This is a genomic window from Olsenella sp. oral taxon 807 (genome assembly GCF_001189515.2).
Taxonomy (GTDB): domain Bacteria; phylum Actinomycetota; class Coriobacteriia; order Coriobacteriales; family Atopobiaceae; genus Olsenella_F.
Map to the genome: position 1 here is coordinate 3,139,579 of NZ_CP012069.2, position 16,247 is coordinate 3,155,825.

Genomic DNA, 16,247 nt, shown 5'->3' on the forward strand with positions numbered 1-16,247 from the left:
AGGGACCCTAGGCGGCAGGTGGCTTGCGGCCTGTGCTGACTGACGTCAGGGGAGATCGGGCTGTGAGTTCGTCGACGAGGCTCCCGCTAAGGAGCCGGTCGCTCAGGCCCTGGGCAATGCGTCATCGCTGCGGTCGATATATGGGCCTTGGGCTCGACACGCCGCTGTACCTAATCTGTCACCCGCTCGTTCTTGCGGTGAACTATCTGCCCCGCATGGCGGTCATGCCTATGAACGTGATCGTAAGCGCCAGGGAGGGCGTATTGGACAGGGAGGCCTACCTGGGAGGGGCGGGTGTTGGCTTGGCGTGACCCGTGGGCCCGCGCTCGTGGCCGGAACGGACCGTGCGGGGCGCGGGAGGGCGCCGATCCCCCCGGCCGCTTTGTTACAATCTTGATTCCGCGTCTTGCATGTGATACCGGAAAGTCCTAGGATTTTTTACGACTTGAGTGGTTCGTGTGAAGGGGAGTGGCATGATGAGGGTCGCGAGAAGTGTCCTGTCGGCGTTCCTGTCCATGGCGCTGGTCGTGGGGATGGTCCCGGACTGCGCGTACGCCAAGGTCGCCGCCCAGGCGCTGCACCTTGGCGCATCCCAGGCGTCGCCGAGCGGAGCGGGGGACGCGCAGCAGGCGTCGCAGGATGACGGCGCGTCATCCGGCGAGCCAGCGCCCGCCGACACCGGCGAGGAGGCTGACGGCGACGCAGAGCTGCAGTCTGCGGCCCCCGAGGAGGGGTTCAGCTACCGGCAGGTCTCCGGCGGCGTCGAGGTGACGGGATACGCGGGCGACGCCACCGAGCTCTCCATCCCCGAGGAGCTCGGCGGCTCCAAGGTGGTGAGCATCGCCAACTCGGCCCTGTCCGGCCACACGTCGCTGCGCTCCGTCGAGGTGCCCGGGTCCGTGGGCACGCTCGGGGCGCACTCCTTCGACGGCTGCACGTCGCTCACCTCCGTCAGGCTCTCCGAGGGCGTGCGGCGCCTCGGCGCCCTGGCCTTCGCGGGCTGCTCGTCGCTCGCCTCGGTCGAGCTCCCCGCCTCGCTGGAGTCCACGGAGGGCGAGGCCCCCTGGGGGGCCGGGCCCTTCGAGGGGTCGGGCCTCGCCTCCGCCAGGCTCGCCCCCGGCTCGACCCGCGTCGCCGCGGGCGCCTTCAGGGGCTGCTCCTCCCTCGCCTCGGTCGAGCTCCCCGACACCGTCACCTCCGTGGGCTCCTACGCCTTCGCCCGCTGCACGTCGCTGCCGGCCGCCCTCGAGGTCCCCGCCGGGGTGACCTCGGTGGGCGACTCGGCCTACGAGGACTGCGCGCAGGCGACCTCGCTGTCGCTGCCGCCCACGCTCTCCTCCGTGGGCACGTCCGCCTTCGCCCGCTGCTCCTCCCTGGCCTCCGTCGAGGTGCCCGGGTCCGTGGGCACGCTCGGGGCGCACTCCTTCGACGGCTGCTCGTCGCTCGCCTCCGTCAGGCTCTCCGAGGGCGTGCGGCGCCTCGGCGCCCTGGCCTTCGCGGGCTGCTCGTCGCTCGCCTCCGTCGAGCTCCCCGCCTCGCTGGAGTCCACGGAGGGCGAGGCCCCCTGGGGGGCCGGGCCCTTCGAGGGGTCGGGCCTCGCCTCCGCCAGGCTCGCCCCCGGCTCGACCCGCGTCGCCGCGGGCGCCTTCAGGGGCTGCTCCTCCCTCGCCTCGGTCGAGCTCCCCGACACCGTCACCTCCGTGGGCTCCTACGCCTTCGCCCGCTGCACGTCGCTGCCGGCCGCCCTCGAGGTCCCCGCCGGGGTGACCTCGGTGGGCGACTCGGCCTACGAGGACTGCGCGCAGGCGACCTCGCTGTCGCTGCCGCCCACGCTCTCCTCCGTGGGCACGTCCGCCTTCGCCCGCTGCTCCTCCCTGGCCTCCGTCGAGGTGCCCGGGTCCGTGGGCACGCTCGGGGCGCACTCCTTCGACGGCTGCTCGTCGCTCGCCTCCGTCAGGCTCTCCGAGGGCGTGCGGCGCCTCGGCGCCCTGGCCTTCGCGGGCTGCTCGTCGCTCGCCTCCGTCGAGCTCCCCGCCTCGCTGGAGTCCACGGAGGGCGAGGCCCCCTGGGGGGCCGGGCCCTTCGAGGGGTCGGGCCTCGCCTCCGCCAGGCTCGCCCCCGGCTCGACCCGCGTCGCCGCGGGCGCCTTCAGGGGCTGCTCCTCCCTCGCCTCGGTCGAGCTCCCCGACACCGTCACCTCCGTGGGCTCCTACGCCTTCGCCCGCTGCACGTCGCTGCCGGCCGCCCTCGAGGTCCCCGCCGGGGTGACCTCGGTGGGCGACTCGGCCTACGAGGACTGCGCGCAGGCGACCTCGCTGTCGCTGCCGCCCACGCTCTCCTCCGTGGGCACGTCCGCCTTCGCCCGCTGCTCCTCCCTGGCCTCCGTCGAGGTGCCCGGGTCCGTGGGCACGCTCGGGGCGCACTCCTTCGACGGCTGCTCGTCGCTCGCCTCCGTCAGGCTCTCCGAGGGCGTGCGGCGCCTCGGCGCCCTGGCCTTCGCGGGCTGCTCGTCGCTCGCCTCCGTCGAGCTCCCCGCCTCGCTGGAGTCCACGGAGGGCGAGGCCCCCTGGGGGGCCGGGCCCTTCGAGGGGTCGGGCCTCGCCTCCGCCAGGCTCGCCCCCGGCTCGACCCGCGTCGCCGCGGGCGCCTTCAGGGGCTGCTCCTCCCTCGCCTCGGTCGAGCTCCCCGACACCGTCACCTCCGTGGGCTCCTACGCCTTCGCCCGCTGCACGTCGCTGCCGGCCGCCCTCGAGGTCCCCGCCGGGGTGACCTCGGTGGGCGACTCGGCCTACGAGGACTGCGCGCAGGCGACCTCGCTGTCGCTGCCGCCCACGCTCTCCTCCGTGGGCACGTCCGCCTTCGCCCGCTGCTCCTCCCTGGCCTCCGTCGAGGTGCCCGGGTCCGTGGGCACGCTCGGGGCGCACTCCTTCGACGGCTGCTCGTCGCTCGCCTCCGTCAGGCTCTCCGAGGGCGTGCGGCGCCTCGGCGCCCTGGCCTTCGCGGGCTGCTCGTCGCTCGCCTCCGTCGAGCTCCCCGCCTCCGTCACCTCCATAGACGACACCACCTTCGAGGGCTGCGACGCGCTCACCCTCTCGTGCCCGAGGGGCTCATTCGCCTACTCCTGGGCGGTAGAGCACGGGTTGGGCGTGTCCGCCAGCGACGGCACCCATGCCCTGCTCGACCCCGCCGCCTGCTCCTACTCCGCCCGGCGCCTGGACGACGGCCTGGTCGAGCTGACGGTCCGCTGGGGCCTCGCCGAGCCGTCGGCCGACGTCTCGGTGGGCGCCGTGACGCTTGGCGTCCCCGCCTCGACGGACGTCCGGGAGGTGAGGGTCGACGGCGCCACGGCGGACTGGTCGCTCAGCGGCAGGAAGCTCTACGTCCCGACGGGTGCCCCCTCGGGGAGCGTCGAGGTGCTCTGCGAGGTGCCGGCGGGCGAGGCATCCTCCCTCAGCTACGCGAGCGTCGCCCTCAGGAGCGGCGGCGCCCCCGCGAGCGAGGTCGTCGGCTCGGTGGCGGACCTCAGCTCGCCGCTGTCAATCTCCGTCCCGGAGGTCACGGCCTCCGGCACCTTCTCCGTGAGGGGAAACGCCCCCGCCGGGTCCAGGGTCGAGCTGCGCGTGGGCGGGGTCCCCGCCGGGAGTGCCACGGCCTCCGCCTCCGGCGCCTACGAGGCCGAGGTCTCCGTGTCCTCGCCCGTCGAGGGCTGGGAGTACGCCGTCAGCGCCTCCTGCGGGGGCTCCTCCGCCAGGGGGACCGTGCTCTTCGACCCCGCGGCCGCAGGCGTGACCTCCTTCGTCATGCGCTACGACGGCGGGGACCACGACCTCCTGGGGGGCGACCCGGCCAGCTACACCTTCCTGCTCTCCTCCTACCACGGCGAGCACCCCTTCCGCTTCGAGGCCGCCTTCGACGTCCCGCCCGAGCGCATCGAGGCGGCCCGCGTGGTCAGCGTCAAGGGCACGGAGAGGAAGTGCATGGACCTCGCGTGGGACGGGTCCGCCGGCCTCTGGGTCGCCGAGGGCTGGTTCGACCCGTCCGACCACGACTACGTGCCGGGGTCCCTCTCGGTGTCCTACAAGGTCAGACCCAGGGAGGTCGCGGACGGCCTCCCCGCCCCGGGCGCGGCCCCCGCGCCGACAGCCGCGAGGCCCGCCGGGTGGGAGGACGTCACGGTGACGCCGGAGAGGCTCCCCGACGGCTCCGTGCGCTACACCTACCACTCCCCCACGCTGTTCGGGGACGGGGACGGCCCCGCGACGATAACGGTCACGAGGCGGGAGGCCGAGGAGGCCCGCCAGGCCGGCGCGCCCGCGACCGTCGAGGAGGCGATCGAGCAGGGTTACGAGCCCGTGGGGCGCACGTACCTCCCCGTGGCAAGGGGGAAGGTCATCGGCTCCCCGGGCATGGTGGGTGGCCCCTACAAGACTAGCGACGGCAGCTCCTGCTACATGAGGACCATCGACGGCCCTGGCGGGGTGACGAACGTGGACCTCGTGATGTTCGGCGCCGGGACGGGCCTCCAGACCTGGGAGAAGTACTGCGCGAGCAAGGAGTACATGGATGCGGTCAAGGAGGTGTTTGGGCGTCTCGAGTCACCGGGCAGGGCCGTGGGGGTAGCGTCCGTTGTCTCATCGGCAGTGTCCTTTGGCGTGCAGAGGGTGAGATACGGTCACATCAGGGGTGTGATTGGCCATATGGACCTCTCCGACGAGGAGAGGGCAAGCCTCAATCAAAGGATGGATCTGGCAGAGGCTCTCGGCGCCGTGAACGTCGGCCTCTCGATCGCCTGCGTCGCCGTCGCACCCGAGCTGGGCGTCGTCCTGGGGGTCTTCGGGCTCGTCAACTCCTTCGCGATAGGCTGGATCGACAGGAGCATCATCTGGGACCTGCTGTGGTACGAGAGAAGGGGCTCCAGGTCCGCAGCCCGCATAGACCCCTCCGGCAGCGTTCGCGACGCGGACACGGGGGCGCCCATCCCCGGCGCCAGGGTGACGCTCTGGTATAGGCCCTTCGAGGGCGCGGAGCCCGAGCCGTGGGACGCCTCCTCGTGCGGGCAGGGAAACCCGCTCGTGACCGACGACCGGGGATCCTTCGCCTGGGAGGTGCCGGAGGGCTGGTACCAGGTGAGGGTCGAGGCGGAGGGGTACCGACCCGCCCAGAGCGGGTGGCTCTACGTGCCGTCCGCCGCAGCGGAGGGCGTCATGGTCCCCATGGCGCGGCTGTCCCCGTCCGCCGCACCCGGGTCGCCGGAGCGGGTCCTCGCCCCCTCCGGCCCACCCGCAGCCCTCGGAAAGGCCGCCTGATGGACAACGCGCTGCTCGCCCTGTACGTCTGGTTCTCACTCGCCCTGCTGTTCACGGGGTGCGTGGGGTCCATGGGCGACGTGCCCGCTCGCGTCTCCGAGCTTCGGATGACGCTCGTCTTCGCCCTCCACGCCGCCCTCTCCCTGGGCCTCTCCGCCCACATCGCCTGGCGCAGGCTCCGCTGGGTCCCGGTGGAGGGGGAGCCGATCGTCGCCAGCCAGGAGGCAGGCCCCCCCTATCCCCCAAACATCTATAGGAGCAGCGGCTGCGGCTGGCGCTGGACGTATTGTGGGGTGACGTACACGGCGGAGGACTACACGCCGGGTGATTACCTCTTCGCCTGGGAGAAGCGGACGACCCTCTGGGTGGACCCGCGCGACCCCTCGCGCCTGCTGCCCTCGACCTGGGGGCTGCGGCTCCTCTCCTACCTTACCTTCGGCGGCGTGAGCGCCTACTTCGCCCTGCGCCTTTGGGGGGTCGTCCCGTGACCCGCGTCCCCGTCGGCGCCCCTCCGCCGCGCCCCCGCCTCCCCGGGCGGGAGGGGCGGGGGCGCGGCATGTACGCGACAGTCACGCCCCCACGCCCCTGCGCTCCCGGCGAGCCGCCGGCCTCGCCCCCCGACCCGCGCGCTACAGGTCGGGCCGGCGACGGCGGCATCCGGGACTTGCCGTGGCGCGAAGGGAGGGGCCCAGAGCCGTGGGACGCAGTCCCGTACGGGCGGGGAAACCCGCTTGCGGCCGACGTCCGGGGCGCCTTCTCCTGGGAGGTGTCGGAGGGCTGGTGGCAGGTGAGGGTCGAGGCCGAGGGGTACTGGCCGGCCCAGAGCGAGTGGGTGCGGATGCCCGCCGCGACGGAGCCGGACCTCCAGATCGGGCTGCGGCCGGCGTCACTGCCGCAGCCTGGCGGTGCTGCCCGGGCAGGTCTTCCTGTCCTTCCGGCCCCGCTGGCACGACTCGGGGAGGCCGCCTGATGGACAACGCGCTGCTCGCCCTGTACGGGTGGTTCTCGCTCGCCCTGTTCGTGATCGTCGCCGTCGCGCCGCTCTCCTCCTCCGCCGTCGCCATGGCCCTCTGGTCCGCGCTCTCCCTGGCCCTCTCCGCCCACATCGCCTGGCGCAGGCTCCATTGGGTCCCGGTGGAGGGGGAGGTGATCGAGGTCAGGAGCGGCGCCTCGGGCTCCGGCTCATGGTCCTTCGGCTGGCGTTGGTCGTACGGGGGCGTGACGCACACGGCGACGGACATCGTCGGGCGGAGTTTCCTGCCCCCGTTCAATCGCATCGGGGAGGGGACCCGCGCGACCCTCTGGGTGGACCCGCGCGACCCCTCGCGCCTGCTGCCCCCGAGCTGGCGCGCGCGCCTCACCTCCTACCTCGTCGACGTCGTCATGGGCGCCTACGGGACCCTGTACCTGGGGGCGCGCGCCCTGGGGCTTTCCTGGGGCGGCGTGGGCGGCCTCGTGCGCCTGCTCCTCGGGGGCTGAGGGTGGCGGCCCGGCGGCCACCCCGCGCTCTGCCCGTGATGTCGCTTCCGCCGGCCCCTCCCCCGCAGTCCCGTCCCCACGACGCGCCTTCCCGGTGGGGAGGCGGGAAGCTAGGTGCGGCATGTACGCGAAAGCCACTCCTTCATGTCCCAATGGGCTCGGCGGGGCCGCCGCCCGCTCCGGCCCCGCCGGCGCGACTCGGGGAGGCCGCCTGATGGACAACGTGCTGTTCTACTGTTATCTCGCGTTCATGATCCTGATACCGACCCTTTCCGCTTTGGGAGGGAGCGGCTACGGGGACTCCCTGCCCCCCTCTCTCCTCTCCAGCACGGCCCTCGCCCTCTCCGCGACCATCGCGTGGCGCAGGCTGCGCTGGGTGCCGGTGGCGGGGGAGATGGTGGGGGAGTCTGGGTATGTCGGGTACTATAACGTTGCCACCTACGCGTGGCGCTACGAGTTCTGCGGCCTGGCGTATGAAGCTTCCGACGTTGTTCCGAACCTCGCGGGCCTGCCCGACACGAGGCGCCACGGGACTGTCTGGGTGGACCCCGACCACCCCTCCCGCATCCTGCCCCCGAGCCGGAGGGGCTGCCTCCTCATCTACCTCGTCTTCGGTGCCATACCGGTCTACGCGCTGCTCAGAAGCGGAGAGCTACTCTGATGGACGGCATCAGCGCGGCCCCGCAGTCCTCCCCGGCCCACACGATCCAGAGGGTCAAGCGTGACATGTACGCGGAAGGCCCGTCCCCGATCCGTGCCGACCCCTCCGGCACCGTGGTGGACGCGGCGACGGGCGAGCCGGTCCCCGGCGCCGGGGTGACGCTCTGGTACGCCCCGCTGCCGGGCGTGGATCCGGAGTCGTGGGACGCCTCGCCCTGGGGGCAGGAGAACCCGCTCGCCACCGATGGCGGGGGGCGCTTCTCCTGGGAGGTTCCCGAGGGCTGGTGGCAGGTGAGGGTCGAGGCCGAGGGGTACTGGCCGGCCCAGAGCGAGTGGGTGCGGATGCCCGCCGCGACGGAGCCGGACCTCCAGATCGGGCTGCGGCCGGCGTCGCTGCCGCAGCCCGGAGGGGCCGCCTGTGCGGACTGCTCCGTGGTCCCAGGCCCGTCGGCACGACTCGGGAGGGTTGCCTGATGGATGACATGCTGTTCTATGGCTACCCCTTTCTCCTGCTCATAATGATGGCCCTGTCGGCTCTGGGCGGGGGTCCCCAGTGCTCCCTGGCCCTGACCTACGTCTCCTTCGTGGCCCTCGCCCTCGCCCTCTCCGCCCACATCGTCTGGCGCAGGCTGCGCTGGGTCCCGGTGGCGGGGGAGCTGGTGGGGGTGTATAAGTATCCTGGAACGCGCCCCGTCGCCTTCGTGCGCTACGAGTTCTGCGGCCGGGTGTACGAGTCGCAGGACAGCATACCGTTGGGCCTGGGGCGCCACGGCACTGTCTGGGTTGACCCCGCTCACCCTTCCCGCATCCTGCCCCCGAGCTGGAGGTTCCGCCTCCTCGCCTGTCGCCTCACGGCTGCGCTCGCCCCGCTGGTCGTGTCCCTCACGGCCGCGACCTGCGCGGGCTGGGTCACGTGGCGAGCCGTGGGCCTTGCCCCGCTCGCCCGGGCGCGCTACGATGGCGTGTGTCGGGGGAGGCCCTGCCCGCGCGCTCCCCCGCAGTCCCGTCCCCGCGATTCGCCTCCCCGGAGGGGAGGCGGGAAGCCAGGTGCGACAATGCGTACGAGGGCCTCGTCCCCACGCCTCTGCGGTTCCGGCACTCCGTCGCCCGCTCCAGACCCGGGGAGGGCCGCCTGATGGACAACGCGCTGCTCGCCCTGTACGGGTGGTTCACGCTCGCCCTGTTCGTGATCTTCGCCGTCGCGCCGCTCTCCTCCTCCGCCGTCGCCATGGCCCTCTGGTCCGCGCTCTCCCTGGCCCTCTCCGCCCACATCGCCTGGCGCAGGCTCCATTGGGTCCCGGTGGAGGGGGAGGTGGTCGAGGTCAGGAGCGGCGGCCCGGGCTCCGGCTCATGGTCCTTCGGCTGGCGTTGGTCGTACGGGGGCGTGACGCACACGGCGACGGACATCGTCGGGCAGAGTTTCCTGTCCCTGTTCAATCGCATCGGGAGGGGGACCCGCGCGACCCTCTGGGTGGACCCGCGCGACCCCTCGCGCCTGCTGCCCCCGAGCTGGCGCGCGCGCCTCACCTCCTACCTCGTCGACGTCGTCATGGGCGTCTACGAGACCCTGTGCCTGGGGGCGCGCGCCCTGGGGCTTTCCTGGGGCGGCGTGGGCGGCCTCGTGCGCCTGCTCCTCGGGGGCTGAGGGCGGCGGCCCGGCGGCCACCTCGCGCTCTGCCCGCGATGTCGCCTTTGCCAGGAAGGCCCGCAGGCCCCTCCCCCGCGGTCCCGTCCCTACGATTCGCCTCCCCGGAGGGGAGGCGGGAAGCCAGGTGCGGCATGTATGCGAAAGCCACTCCCTCATGTCCGGACGGGCTCGGCGGGCCGCCGCCCGCTCCGGCTCCGCCAATGCGACTCGGGGAGGCTGCCTGATGGACAACGCGCTGTTCTACTGTTATCTCGCGTTCATGTTCCTGATACCGACCCTTTCCGCTTTGGGGGGGAGCGGCCACGGGGACTCCCTGACCCCCTCTCTCCTCTCCAGCACGGCCCTCGCCCTCTCCGCCCACATCGTCTGGCGCAGGCTGCGCTGGGTCCCGGTGGCGGGGGAGCTGGTGGGGGAGTATAGGTATCCTGGAACGCGCCCCGCCGCCTTCGTGCGCTACGAGTTCTGCGGCCGGGTGTACGAGTCGCAGGACAGCATACCGTTGGGCCTGGGGCGCCACGGCACTGTCTGGGTTGACCCCGCTCACCCTTTTCGCATCCTGCCCCCGAGCTGGAGGTTCCGCCTCCTCGCCTGTCGCCTCACGGCTGCGCTCGCCCCGCTGGTCGTGTCCCTCACGGCCGCGATCTGCGCGGGCTGGGTCACGTGGTGAGCCGTGGGCCTTGCACCACTCGCCCGGGCGCGCTACGATGGCGTGCGTCGGGGGAGGCCCTGCCCGCGCGCTCCCCCGCACCCCTGTCCCAACGATTCGTCTCCCCGGGCGGGGGAGGCGGGAAGCCAGGTGCGACAATGTGTACGAGGGCCTCGTCCTCATGCCTCTGCGATTCCGGCACTCCGTCGCCCGTTCCAGACCCGGGGAGGGCCGCCTGATGGACAACGCGCTGCTCGCCCTGTACGGGTGGTTCACGCTCGCCCTGTTCGTGATCGTCGCCGTCGCGCCGCTCTCCTCCTCCGCCGTCGCCATGGCCCTTTGGTCCGCGCTCTCCCTGGCCCTCTCCGCCCACATCGCCTGGCGCAGGCTCCATTGGGTCCCGGTGGAGGGGGAGGTGGTCGAGGTCAGGAGCGGCGGCCCGGGCTCCGGCTCATGGTCCTTCGGCTGGCGTTGGTCGTACGGGGGCGTGACGCACACGGCGACGGACATCGTCGGGCAGAGTTTCCTGTCCCTGTTCAATCGCATCGGGAGGGGGACCCGCGCGACCCTCTGGGTGGACCCGCGCGACCCCTCGCGCCTGCTGCCCCCGAGCTGGCGCGCGCGCCTCACCTCCTACCTCGTCGACGTCGTCATGGGCGCCTACGGGACCCTGTACCTGGGGGCGCGCGCCCTGGGATTTTCCTGGGGCGGCGTGGGCGGCCTCGTGCGCCTGCTCCTCGGGGGCTGAGGGCGGCAGTCCGGCGGCCACCTCGCACTCTGTCTGTGATGCCGCCTTTGCCAGGAAGGCCCGCAGGCCCCTCTCCCGCGGTCCCGTCCCCACGATGCGCCTCCCCGGAGGGGGGGGCGGGAAGCTAGGTGCAGCATGTACGCGAAAGCCACTCCCTCATGTCCGGACGGGCTCGGCGGGCCGCCGCCCGCTCCGGCCCCGCTGGCGCGACTCGGGGAGGCTGCCTGATGGACAACGTGCTGTTCGCCCTGTATGGGTGGTTCTCGCTCGCCCTGCTGTTCGTGGGGTGCGTGGGGTCTATCGGCGGAGCGCCCCCTCGTGTCTCTTCGCTTCGGATGGTGCTCGTCTGCGCCCTCCACGTCGCCCTCTCCCTGGCCCTATCGGCCCACATCGCCTGGCGCAGGCTCCATTGGGTCCCGGTGGAGGGGGAGTCGATTGCCACCAGCCAGGAGGAAAGCCGCTCCTATCCCCCTCCTCCCTATAGGAGCAGCGGCTGCGGCTGGCGCTGGACGTACGGTGGGGTGACGTACACGGCGGAGGACTACATCCCGTTCAACATACCGGACAAGTACTGCTGCGTCTCGGGGAAGCGGACGATCGTCTGGGTGGACCCGCGCGACCCCTCGCGCCTGCTTCCCCCGAGCTGGCGGGATCGGCTCTTCCTCTACCTCTTCTTCGGCGGCATGAGCGCCTACATGGCCCTGCGCCTGGGGGCGCTCACCTTGTGACTTTCCTCGGGTGGTACGGGAGGCCTTGCGGGCGGCGGTCCGATGGGCGGCGCCTGCGAAAGGCTGCATTATGCCCGCCCGTATGCCGCGCTGCGACTATGGGACTGTTGGAGATATGCGTGCACATTCGCCCACACGACGGCACTGATGGATGGACGTGCATGTGGGGGGGGCTATCGCCTGGGGGGTTGCGGATTACGCGCAGCAGAGAAGGACCTTGCAACTATATTTGGAGGCCATGTTGTTGCCTCATGGACTACATAGATGCATAGAGGATTGGCTCGATTGCCTGGATGGTACCGCCGCAGCGAACTGGTGAACAGTATCTGAAGTTGGCCGGGGGATGAGCAATGGCCCACTTGAGTGCATGCCTAGATACGCGTAAAGTCTCCCGGGGCCAGATGGAGCGGCGTGACAGAAGACGTGGCCTATGGATCGACGCATATAGCCTGCACGAGGCTTGCAAGGCCTTCGGCAGGACGCAGGTGCAGGTGGCGAAGGCCATCGGCGTATCACAGAACCGCGTGTCGCACATGGAGAGCGGCGATATGGGCGCTACGGGTATCGATTCCCTGTGTCGCTACATTGCCGTCCTCGGCGGCAGCCTGACGCTGGACGTCCGCCTGCCCAGTGGGGACATCAAGTTCGCTGAGGGCATGCGGACGCAGGCCCAATGGTGCGACCCCACCGCACGTGCTACCCCGACGCGGTGAACCCCGCCGCGAGCTGCGTGCTCTACACGAGAGCCATGCACGACCCCACCGCACGTGCGACCCCGCCGCCGCCCTGGACTCACCGCATGCGCGGCCCTACCGCAGGGCCACCTCGCAACATGGCAGGGCCACCGTCTGCCATAAAGATCACGTGTCGGTCCGTACCATGTGCGTGAGCGCTCTGTCGCGATACACCAGGTCGTCCCTTACGCTAAATCCCTGTCGTTCCCAGAACAGGTTCCCACCCTCATTCCTGCCAAAGGCGACTAAGGCAACCTTGTTGATTTTGAGCGCGCGCAGTGCACTGAGCGAGGCTTCGACCAGCTGCGTACCTATGTTTCGATGACGCAGTTCGGGGTCGACCGAGGTGTGGTATACGTATCCCCGGCGACCGTCATGGCCAACCAGTATCGCCCCGATCACCCTTCCATCCTCAGCTACAAAGCATGTGTCGGGGTTTCTCGCAAGGAATCTTTCAATCCCGTCCCTTGAGTCGTCGAGGTTATTCAGTCCCATGCCGGAGCAGGACATCCACAACTCACGCACTCCCTCGTAGTCGTCGATCGTCATTCTCCTGATCCTCATGGCAAACCTCCCGCGTGTCGTGCATTCCCAGACAGCACCCCCTAGAATAGGCTTGACTTTGCGCGGCGTCTACGCTCCCAGACCCAAAGACGCGCAAGATCCGCCACTATAGACCGTCCCAGCGCGCCAGGTCGCCGTCCACCTGCGAGCTCCCCACCTGCGAGTCGCCCGCCCGCGCCGCAGGAGGTTGAGCCGACGTTCGGCCAACTCGTCCTTGCTGTCGTCCCCAGGTACCGTCGCATGCGACTGTGGCCGACCGTCTGGATCGTGTGTTTCTCGTTCGGCAGCGTCACAGCGTCGAGCCTAGGCGAGACATTGCAACCAAGGTGGCCGAGCTCATCGGCGGCAGAGAAATCATCATCGTCGACGCGAGCACGACGGTGCTCGAGGCTCTCAGGACTGTGGGCGACAAGTCCAACCTGACGGTCGTGATAAACTCGTCCAAGATCTGCGACGGCAGCATCGACGTGTCGTTTTACCTGATCTCGACGGGCGGCATCTACAGGTGGGAGTCCCTGTCCTTTTAGGGGGGCGTGATGGAGACTGTACGCAGGTATCATGTGGGTCTTGCCGTGCTGAGTCGCAAGGCAAAACCCTATCCTTACCTATCCTTACAACATGACCGACTGGGAGGAAGTGCCTACATGGGACTCAGGCATCACAACATCATCGACAAGATGGACCTGGAGCAGAAGTGCGCGCTGCTCTCGGGGGCGACGGCGTTCGGTACGCGCGCCTACCCAAGTCTGGGCATCCCTGAGCTGCAGTTTTCGGATGGCCCGCACGGCATGCGTCATCAGGACCCCAATGCGGCCAATCATCTGGGCATTGGCGGCTCCATACCGGCGACCTGCTTTCCCACGGCGGTGACGGTCGCTAACAGCTGGGATCCCGCGCTTGCCGAAGAGCTGGGTCGCGCGCTTGGCGAGGAGGCCGTCGACCAAGGCGTGAACGTTGTGCTGGGCCTTGGCCTCTGCATCAAGCGAAGCCCCCTCTGCGGGCGCAACTTCGAGTACCTCTCGGAGGATCCGCTGCTTGCAGGTAAGATGGCTGCAGGGTACGTGCGAGGCATCCAGTCGAGTGGCGTGTCCGCCTGCCCCAAGCACTTCGCCGCCAACAGCCAAGAAACTCGTCGCCAGGCGTCGGACTCGGTGCTCGACGAGCGGACGCTGCGCGAGATCTACCTATTCGCCTTCGAGACTGTGGTGCGCGAGGCGCGACCCAAGACGATCATGACCAGCTACAACAAGGTCAACGGCAGCTATGCCAACGAGAACCCCCACCTGCTCAGGGACATCCTGCGCGGTGAGTGGGGGTTTGAGGGGGCCATCGTCACCGACTGGGGAGGTTCCAACGACCATGTTGCCGGTGTCGCCGCCGGCTCCACCTTCGAGATGCCCGCACCCGGGCTCGACTCGGTGCGCCAGCTCGTGAAGGCGGTGCGGGCAGGAGAGCTGGCCGAGGCCGATGTGGACGCGCGCGTCGACGAGGCGATCGAGCTCGCACTCTCTACGGCGCCTGCCGTCAAGGTGGCCGCTGGCAGACAGTTCGACGTGGACGCGCACCATGAGCTCGCGAGGCGTATAGCGGCCGAGGGCATCGTACTCCTCAAGAACGAGCCCGCCTCGGCAGACAAGGGCCAGCCAGCTGACGCAGGGCGCCCCCTGCTGCCACTGCTCCCGCGCACGAAGGTGGCGCTTATAGGCGACTTTGCGCAGAACCCGCGCTACCAGGGCGCCGGCTCGTCTCTCGTGAACTGCACGAGGCTTGATACCATCGTGGACGCGATCGGCACGAGCGAGCTTAAGGTTCTGGGCTTCGAGCGGGGGTTTGACCGCACCGACTCTGTAGACGATGCGACGGACGCGCGCCTGCGCAACGCGGCGGTGGCGCTTGCGCAAAACGCAGAGGTCGTCCTCGTGTGCCTTGGCCTCGACGAGCTCGCCGAGAGCGAGGGGCTTGATCGTGCGGACATGCGCCTCAACCAGAACCAGGTCAAGTTGCTCCATGCGCTGAGCGAGGCGAACGGCAACGTGGTCGTGCTGCTCTTCGCAGGAAGTGCCGTCGAGACCGATTGGGCCGCCGATGCCCGCTCCATCCTCTATTTGGCCTTAGGCGGGCAGGCAGGTGCCTCCGCCGCAGTCGACGTGCTCATGGGGAAGGTCAACCCCTCGGGCAAGCTGGCCGAGACCTGGGCCAAGCGCCTTGCGGACACCCCAACCTACGACAACTTTCCGAGCGATGGCCCCGTGGCGACGTACCGAGAGGGCATCTACGTGGGCTACCGATACTACCAGAAGGCCTCCGTGCCGGTCGCGTATCCGTTTGGGCACGGCCTCTCGTACACGAGCTTTGCCTTCAAGGACATAGAGCTGAGCGAGATGAACGAGGTCACGAGCACGAGCGTCTCGTTTGACGTCAGCAACGTCGGGGACGTCAGTGGCACCGAGGTCGCCCAGCTCTATGTGGGCAAGCTCCGAAGCAAGGTGTTCAGACCGCTGCGTGAGCTCAAGGGGTTCGCGAAGGTTCTGCTCGAGCCGGGAGAGACGCGTCGTGTGACGATCGATCTGGACGAGAGGGCCTTTCGATACTTCAACGCGCGAACCGGCTCATGGGAGGTCGAGGGAGGCCTCTACGCGATCGAGGTCGGGACATCGAGCGAGGACATTCGCCTCTCGGCTCGCGTGAACGTCGCGGGCACGCATGCGCAGGCCCCGTATGAGGGTCTTGACCTTACGCCTTACGAGACGGGCAGGGTGCGTCAGGTTGACGATGCGCACTTTGCGGCGCTGCTTGGGCGTGACGTACCAGATGAGAGATTCAGGATGGACCGCAACGTCTGCTTCCGCGACGTGGGGAAAAGCCGCAGCCCGCTCTTCTGGGCGATCGGCGCCCTCCTGCGCTCGCTCAGACGACGCTCGCGAAAGAGCGGAACGCCCGATCTGAGCATCGAGTTCATCTACAACATGCCGATGCGCGCGTTGGCAAAGAACGCGGGGCAGTTCGTCTCGATGGGGCTGGTTGATGCGATCGTGCGAGAGCTCAAGGGCTGGGGTCTTGCGGGGGTGCTGCCAGCGGCTCTCGTCGGCTTCCAGACGGGCAGCGTGGGCCTTTTCGCTCTGGTCTGGCTATTGTGGTTTTCCCTGCCGCTTACCTGGGAGTTTGTGCTCAACCGGATCCTAAACACTGTTGGCGAGAGGCGCCTCGCAAGGAAGGGGAGCTAGCATGGCCCTCAGGGATTGGACTGAGCGTCATCGGGGGTTCTGGGAGTTCATCAAGTTCAACGTGCTCGGCAACGTCTCGATGATAGTGCGCCTCGCTCTCATGTGGGTTGGGTACGTCCTGCGCGAGAAGGTCGTGGAGGTCGTCCGGCACGGCCCGCTTAGTGAGCCTGGCGCATCTCTCGACGCACCAGAGGCGCCCGACGAGCTGAAAGCGACCGAACCTTGCGCCGATGGGTCCCCGGTACTTGCCCAGTCTCCATAGCGGGCTCCTCGGGGTTTGTGAGGGTTGCTGTCTCGGCAAAGACGCCAGCCTAGCGGCGGCGCCACTCGCGCGGCCCTCGCGAGTCGCAACAGTGTACACAAATGCCCCAAAACGATGCCGAGAGGCCATTTTCGCCGATCTGTGTACACTCCTGCGTCCCCACGGCCGCTCGCATGACCCTCGCGAGTCGCAACAGTGTACACAAATGCCCCAAAACGGCGCCGAGAGGCCATTTCCACCAATTTGTG

At 69.6% G+C, this 16,247-nt stretch carries 16 protein-coding genes; 15 read left to right on the top strand and 1 reads right to left on the bottom strand.

From position 1 onward, the window contains the following. The first annotated feature begins 62 nt into the window (after positions 1–62). The 12 genes from ADJ70_RS14830 (at position 63) to ADJ70_RS13585 (ending at position 11,928) form a co-directional block, all read left to right on the top strand. The gene (locus ADJ70_RS14830) at positions 63–311 is read left to right on the top strand and encodes a hypothetical protein (RefSeq protein WP_050342256.1); all 249 of its coding nucleotides are present in this window, start codon (positions 63–65) and stop codon (positions 309–311) included. 162 nt (positions 312–473) lie between these two features. Further along, positions 474–5,306, top strand: a complete 4,833-nt coding sequence (locus tag ADJ70_RS13530; protein WP_050342258.1) for a leucine-rich repeat protein — start codon at positions 474–476, stop codon at positions 5,304–5,306. Further along, entirely contained in the window at positions 5,306–5,794 is a 489-nt protein-coding gene (locus ADJ70_RS13535) for a hypothetical protein (RefSeq protein WP_050342260.1), read from the top strand. The genes ADJ70_RS13530 and ADJ70_RS13535 overlap by 1 nt, the downstream gene beginning before the upstream one ends. A gap of 481 nt (positions 5,795–6,275) precedes the next feature. After that, positions 6,276–6,785 carry a DUF3592 domain-containing protein gene (locus tag ADJ70_RS13545; RefSeq protein ID WP_050342266.1) on the top strand — a complete coding sequence of 170 codons (510 nt, stop codon included), beginning with the start codon at positions 6,276–6,278 and terminating at the stop codon, positions 6,783–6,785. 214 nt (positions 6,786–6,999) lie between these two features. Then, positions 7,000–7,446, top strand: a complete 447-nt coding sequence (locus ADJ70_RS13550) for a hypothetical protein (RefSeq protein ID WP_050342268.1) — start codon at positions 7,000–7,002, stop codon at positions 7,444–7,446. Then, positions 7,446–7,919 carry a carboxypeptidase-like regulatory domain-containing protein gene (locus ADJ70_RS13555; protein WP_050342270.1) on the top strand — a complete coding sequence of 158 codons (474 nt, stop codon included), beginning with the start codon at positions 7,446–7,448 and terminating at the stop codon, positions 7,917–7,919. The genes ADJ70_RS13550 and ADJ70_RS13555 overlap by 1 nt, the downstream gene beginning before the upstream one ends. Continuing rightward, the gene (locus ADJ70_RS13560; RefSeq protein WP_050342271.1) at positions 7,919–8,581 is read left to right on the top strand and encodes a hypothetical protein; all 663 of its coding nucleotides are present in this window, start codon (positions 7,919–7,921) and stop codon (positions 8,579–8,581) included. Before ADJ70_RS13555 ends, ADJ70_RS13560 begins: the two co-directional genes overlap by 1 nt. Beyond that, on the top strand, positions 8,581–9,090 hold the full coding sequence (locus tag ADJ70_RS13565) for a DUF3592 domain-containing protein (protein ID WP_050342272.1): 510 nt from the start codon (positions 8,581–8,583) through the stop codon (positions 9,088–9,090). Before ADJ70_RS13560 ends, ADJ70_RS13565 begins: the two co-directional genes overlap by 1 nt. A 226-nt stretch (positions 9,091–9,316) precedes the next feature. Continuing rightward, complete coding sequence (locus tag ADJ70_RS13570) at positions 9,317–9,760, top strand: hypothetical protein (protein WP_050342274.1); 444 nt, start codon at positions 9,317–9,319, stop codon at positions 9,758–9,760. A gap of 217 nt (positions 9,761–9,977) precedes the next feature. Then, on the top strand, positions 9,978–10,487 hold the full coding sequence (locus ADJ70_RS13575) for a DUF3592 domain-containing protein (RefSeq protein ID WP_050342277.1): 510 nt from the start codon (positions 9,978–9,980) through the stop codon (positions 10,485–10,487). 227 nt (positions 10,488–10,714) lie between these two features. Beyond that, positions 10,715–11,215: a hypothetical protein gene (locus tag ADJ70_RS13580; protein ID WP_050342279.1), complete on the top strand. Its 501-nt coding sequence runs from the start codon at positions 10,715–10,717 to the stop codon at positions 11,213–11,215. A gap of 401 nt (positions 11,216–11,616) precedes the next feature. After that, complete coding sequence (locus tag ADJ70_RS13585; protein ID WP_172674516.1) at positions 11,617–11,928, top strand: helix-turn-helix transcriptional regulator; 312 nt, start codon at positions 11,617–11,619, stop codon at positions 11,926–11,928. Positions 11,929–12,075: 147 nt separating this feature from the next. On the opposite strand, the gene ADJ70_RS13590 is transcribed toward ADJ70_RS13585, so the two are convergent. Then, a complete protein-coding gene (locus ADJ70_RS13590; RefSeq protein WP_050342284.1) occupies positions 12,076–12,513 on the bottom strand; it encodes a GNAT family N-acetyltransferase in 438 nt (145 codons plus the stop codon). A gap of 248 nt (positions 12,514–12,761) precedes the next feature. Here ADJ70_RS13590 and ADJ70_RS13595 point away from each other — a divergent pair, with 248 nt between their 5' ends. The 3 genes from ADJ70_RS13595 to ADJ70_RS13605 are packed head-to-tail and all read left to right on the top strand — an operon-like array spanning position 12,762 to position 15,999. Then, positions 12,762–13,040, top strand: a complete 279-nt coding sequence (locus ADJ70_RS13595) for a hypothetical protein (RefSeq protein WP_050342288.1) — start codon at positions 12,762–12,764, stop codon at positions 13,038–13,040. A 9-nt stretch (positions 13,041–13,049) separates the two neighbouring features. Continuing rightward, entirely contained in the window at positions 13,050–15,737 is a 2,688-nt protein-coding gene (locus ADJ70_RS13600) for a glycoside hydrolase family 3 C-terminal domain-containing protein (RefSeq protein WP_253273204.1), read from the top strand. Between the two features lies 1 nt (position 15,738). Beyond that, on the top strand, positions 15,739–15,999 hold the full coding sequence (locus ADJ70_RS13605) for a hypothetical protein (RefSeq protein ID WP_050342292.1): 261 nt from the start codon (positions 15,739–15,741) through the stop codon (positions 15,997–15,999). The last annotated feature ends 248 nt before the right edge of the window (positions 16,000–16,247 follow it).

Excerpts from the sequence above, each read along its gene's own strand:
- ADJ70_RS13550 (WP_050342268.1), top strand. The coding sequence starts at position 7,000 with ATGGACAACGTGCTGTTCTACTGTTATCTCGCGTTCATGATCCTGATA.
- ADJ70_RS13565 (WP_050342272.1), top strand. The coding sequence starts at position 8,581 with ATGGACAACGCGCTGCTCGCCCTGTACGGGTGGTTCACGCTCGCCCTG.
- ADJ70_RS13605 (WP_050342292.1), top strand. The coding sequence starts at position 15,739 with ATGGCCCTCAGGGATTGGACTGAGCGTCATCGGGGGTTCTGGGAGTTC.
- ADJ70_RS13590 (WP_050342284.1), bottom strand. The coding sequence starts at position 12,513 with ATGAGGATCAGGAGAATGACGATCGACGACTACGAGGGAGTGCGTGAG.
- ADJ70_RS13555 (WP_050342270.1), top strand. The coding sequence starts at position 7,446 with ATGGACGGCATCAGCGCGGCCCCGCAGTCCTCCCCGGCCCACACGATC.
- ADJ70_RS13575 (WP_050342277.1), top strand. The coding sequence starts at position 9,978 with ATGGACAACGCGCTGCTCGCCCTGTACGGGTGGTTCACGCTCGCCCTG.
- ADJ70_RS13560 (WP_050342271.1), top strand. The coding sequence starts at position 7,919 with ATGGATGACATGCTGTTCTATGGCTACCCCTTTCTCCTGCTCATAATG.
- ADJ70_RS13580 (WP_050342279.1), top strand. The coding sequence starts at position 10,715 with ATGGACAACGTGCTGTTCGCCCTGTATGGGTGGTTCTCGCTCGCCCTG.
- ADJ70_RS13600 (WP_253273204.1), top strand. The coding sequence starts at position 13,050 with ATGGAGACTGTACGCAGGTATCATGTGGGTCTTGCCGTGCTGAGTCGC.
- ADJ70_RS13585 (WP_172674516.1), top strand. The coding sequence starts at position 11,617 with ATGGAGCGGCGTGACAGAAGACGTGGCCTATGGATCGACGCATATAGC.
- ADJ70_RS13535 (WP_050342260.1), top strand. The coding sequence starts at position 5,306 with ATGGACAACGCGCTGCTCGCCCTGTACGTCTGGTTCTCACTCGCCCTG.
- ADJ70_RS13545 (WP_050342266.1), top strand. The coding sequence starts at position 6,276 with ATGGACAACGCGCTGCTCGCCCTGTACGGGTGGTTCTCGCTCGCCCTG.
- ADJ70_RS13530 (WP_050342258.1), top strand. The coding sequence starts at position 474 with ATGATGAGGGTCGCGAGAAGTGTCCTGTCGGCGTTCCTGTCCATGGCG.
- ADJ70_RS13570 (WP_050342274.1), top strand. The coding sequence starts at position 9,317 with ATGGACAACGCGCTGTTCTACTGTTATCTCGCGTTCATGTTCCTGATA.